The sequence below is a fragment of the Pueribacillus theae genome (assembly GCF_003097615.1).
Taxonomy (GTDB): Bacteria; Bacillota; Bacilli; order Bacillales; family UBA6769; genus Pueribacillus; species Pueribacillus theae.
This window is the reverse complement of sequence record NZ_QCZG01000083.1, coordinates 1-3,873: the sequence shown is the minus strand read 5'-3', so window position 1 is coordinate 3,873 and position 3,873 is coordinate 1. Positions and strand designations below refer to the sequence as shown.

Below are 3,873 nucleotides of genomic sequence, written 5' to 3'. Positions count from 1 at the left end.
TGATTATTGCGGATGAATTGAGCCACTTCTGCAGAGTTTTGAGCCAGTCAGTGCGGAAAAGAGAGCCACCTTCTGCGGACTAGAGAGCCAATACGATAAATAGAATAACCTCTTGTATAATAAAAATTGCATGCAAACAAGCATGAAAATATTATACAGGAGGTTTTTTTATGGTTAATTGCCGAAAGATTCTGGAACTGTATTTTGAAGGGATCAGTCAAAGAACGATCAGTTCTAGCACTGGTCACTCCAGGAATACAGTCTCTGAGGTCGTTCACCGTGCCAAGAAACTTGGCTTGGAAAGTTTGAATGATACCATGACCAACTCATGGCTAGAAGCGTTTCTCTTTCCTGAGAAACAAGCTATTGAGAAGGGGTATTTCCCGGTTGATTGGGAAGTGGTGCATAAGGAGCTACAAAAAAAGAATGTTACCTTGGCCTTATTGCATCATGAATATGAAACGGAAGCACGTGAGGGTGGAAAAATCCCTTATGCTTACAGAACTTTTTGTGAGAAATACGGGAAGTATGCGAAGAAATATAAATTAACGATGCCTATTCGGAGAAAACCAGGTGAGATCATGGAAGTGGATTGGGCTGGCTCCACGCTGTCTATTATTGATCGTTCTACTGGGGAAACGATTCCGGCGTATGTATTTATTGCGACCTTGCCTTACAGTCAATTAAGTTACGTGGAAGCATTTTTAGATATGAAATCACCAAATTGGCTTAAGGCTCATATTCATGCATTCCAATATTTTGGTGGAGTTCCTGAAACATTGGTTCCAGATAATCTAAAAACAGGGGTTACAAAAGCCCTTCGAGATGAACCTCTTCTCAATGAGGCCTATCGTGAACTAGCAGATTATTATCGCACAGTCATCGTGCCGAGCCGGGTTCGAAAACCAAAGGATAAGGCAAGTGTGGAGGGAACAGTCGGCTACATTTCCCGACAGATTATTGCCTCGTTGAGAAACTATCAATGTTTTCATATAGAGGACTTAAATCAACGAATCTTTGAAAAGCTAGAAGAAATCAATACAATTGATTTTCAAAAACGCCCTGGTTCCCGTAAAAAGGTGTTTGAGGAAGAAGAGAAATCCCACCTTCAACAGCTTCCCCAAACACGTTACAAGCTTGCGGAATGGAAAACAGCAAAGGTTCAACTGAACTACCACATTCAAGTTGAACGAATGTATTATTCCGTTCCATATGATTACGTCCGTGAACAAGTCGATGTTCGACTGACTACGGATCTAATTGAAGTGTACTTCAAAGAAACACGGATTGCATCCCATAAAAGGTTAACCGGGGAAGTTGGCCAGTTCTCTACGAACACGGATCATATGCCTGATAATCATAAATTGTATCTAGAGCATACCCCTGAAAACAATCGGAAATGGGCAGAAACAATTGGACCCTCCATGGCACAGTTTGTTTCTTATATCTTAGAAATAAATCCAGAAAAGAAAGCATTAAACATCCTTGGCACATTAAGGAACTTATCAACAAAATATACAAACGATGAGATCGAGAGAGCAACGTATACATTGCTTGAAATATCAACAAACCCAACAATTTCTGTCTTAAAGGGTGTATTGGATAGAGGTAAGAAACGCAGGAAAAAGTCGAATATCGATAATTATCAAAACAATACGAATGATAATGGATTTACCCGTGGTGCTGAATACTTTGGAGGGAAAACAAGATGATGAACCAAGAAACATTACGTAAATTAACTGAAATGAAAATGGGTGCTATGGCAGATCTGTATCAGCAACAGAGTCTAAACAAAGATTATCAAGATATGGATTTCGACGATCGTTTTAATCTGTTAGTAGACCATGAGTATGATCGTCGAAAGTCAAATAGGCTGGAACGGTTAATTAAGCAGGCCACTTTCGACGAGCCAACGGCAGCTATTGAAGACATAGAGTATCATCCCGACCGCAACCTGGATAAGAAGCTAATATTAGAGCTGGCAACGGGGAGCTATATCCAAAATCACCATAACATTATTTTAATGGGTGCATCAGGGAACGGCAAAACATGGATATCTAATGCCTTTGGTGTTCATGCGTGTCGCCAATTTTACAAAGTAAAGTATATTAGATTACCGGAATTACTGGATGAATTAGCAGCAGCAAAGTATGAAGCCGATGGAAGCTTCCGTAAACTCATCCAAAAATATAAAAAGATTGATTTATTAATACTTGATGAATGGTTGTTAACTGAGCTTTCAGAGGAAAAAGCACTTCACATCTTGGAAATTATTGAGGCGAGATTAAAGAGAGCATCTACCATATTCTGTTCCCAGTTCTCTCCGGAAGGGTGGCATTCGAAACTAGGACAGGCACAGGTAGCAGATGCGATCCTTGACCGTATTGTTCATGATTCCTATAAGATCCTAGTCGATGGAGAGGTATCAATGAGAGAACGTCATAGTTTGGTGGTTAGAAAATGATTCCAATAGAGGTTGAAAACCGCATAGCTAACTATTTCTTTCATAGATATCTGCCGGAAGAAGTGATGATAAAAATAGTAGACAGATTACTAACTCCTTGTACACGGACCGATGAGGAGGATTTAGATATTGATGAACTGGTCTCTTGGGCAATTGAGATTATTGACGAACAGTTAGAAGATAAGCCACTTAGGTAATACTGGCAGCCATTGGAGTAAAGTGAAACTTCAATGGCTGTCTATTTATCTCTCTCTAAATATACAGTGGCTCCCTCCTCCGCACTCAGTGGCCCTATTATCCGCAAATGGTGGCTCAAAACTACGCACTAGTGGCTCATTCTGTCCGCAATACTCAATTAGATCTACTTATTAGTAGTTTGCAAGATGAATACGAACAGATAACACAGAATAATAAAGGGAAATTGCCCTTTGATTTTAATATAAATTATAAAATAAAAGAATATGAAGATAAAGTTACTGATATTAATTCAACAATTTTTGATATACCTATTAATGATAAATCTACTAAGAATGAGATAGATAAGCTAATATTTATCGGTGAACTTAGAGTCAAATTAGAACTTTATAAACAACAATGGAATGAATCGGATGAAGAAGAAAACATAAGTGAGAAAATCAAAAACATTGAAGAACAAATAAATGACATAAAATTAATTGACTATCAAGATAAAAGAGAAACAATATTGAGGTTGTTAGATGAATTAATTCAGGTTTATTTAGATAAAAGCGGTGATGCCCTAGATAATTATGAAGGATATAAGTCTTCTTTTAATTATAAAGAAAAGAAACTCGAATTAAGAAAGCCTAAATCGGCATACCCAAGTAAAGTAGGTAGTAGTTCAAATCATATGTTTTTACACCTATGCTTATTTTTGGGTCTACATGAGCTAATATTAATTCAAAAGTCACCTTATGTACCTCAGTGGTTAATAATAGATCAACCTAGTAGACCGTATTTTGGTGAAGAAAAAGAAAATATAGTGAGGAAGTTATCTTGGGAAAAAGTAAAAAAATCTGATAAAGGAAAAATTACAATTGCAATGCAACTGCTTGATTATTTTATAAATTATATAATTACAGAGTTAAAAACTGATTTTCAGATTATTTTGTTGGAGCATATACCCAAATCTATTTGGACTGAAGCGGGGTTGAGTAATTTCCATTTAGTGGAGGAATTTAAAAATGGAAACGCATTAATTAGATTTGATGAAAACAATCAAGCGTATTAGAATAATAGTATAAAATTTACATTAAAGATATATATAGAAGGATATTTTTATTTGTTATTCTCAAATAATACTACTTAATCTTATCTAGTATTCTAAACTAAACATACATGACCCGCCGGGTCACAAACTTGGGATGAAAATGGTTCCATCCAATAGTTAC

The 3,873-nt window shown here is 36.7% G+C and carries 4 protein-coding genes; all 4 read left to right on the top strand.

The genetic code is table 11. From position 1 onward, the window contains the following. The first annotated feature begins 170 nt into the window (after positions 1-170). The 4 genes from istA to DCC39_RS18520 all read left to right on the top strand — a co-directional run bounded on the left by istA (position 171) and on the right by DCC39_RS18520 (position 3,713). Entirely contained in the window at positions 171-1,712 is a 1,542-nt protein-coding gene (gene istA, locus DCC39_RS18535; RefSeq protein WP_116554488.1) for an IS21 family transposase, read from the top strand. Further along, complete coding sequence (istB, locus tag DCC39_RS18530) at positions 1,709-2,464, top strand: IS21-like element helper ATPase IstB (RefSeq protein ID WP_116554489.1); 756 nt, start codon at positions 1,709-1,711, stop codon at positions 2,462-2,464. Before istA ends, istB begins: the two co-directional genes overlap by 4 nt. Then, on the top strand, positions 2,461-2,661 hold the full coding sequence (locus DCC39_RS18525; RefSeq protein WP_116554490.1) for a hypothetical protein: 201 nt from the start codon (positions 2,461-2,463) through the stop codon (positions 2,659-2,661). Before istB ends, DCC39_RS18525 begins: the two co-directional genes overlap by 4 nt. Positions 2,662-2,768: 107 nt before the next feature. After that, positions 2,769-3,713: a DUF3732 domain-containing protein gene (locus DCC39_RS18520; protein WP_116556368.1), complete on the top strand. Its 945-nt coding sequence runs from the start codon at positions 2,769-2,771 to the stop codon at positions 3,711-3,713. Positions 3,714-3,873: the final 160 nt, after the last annotated feature.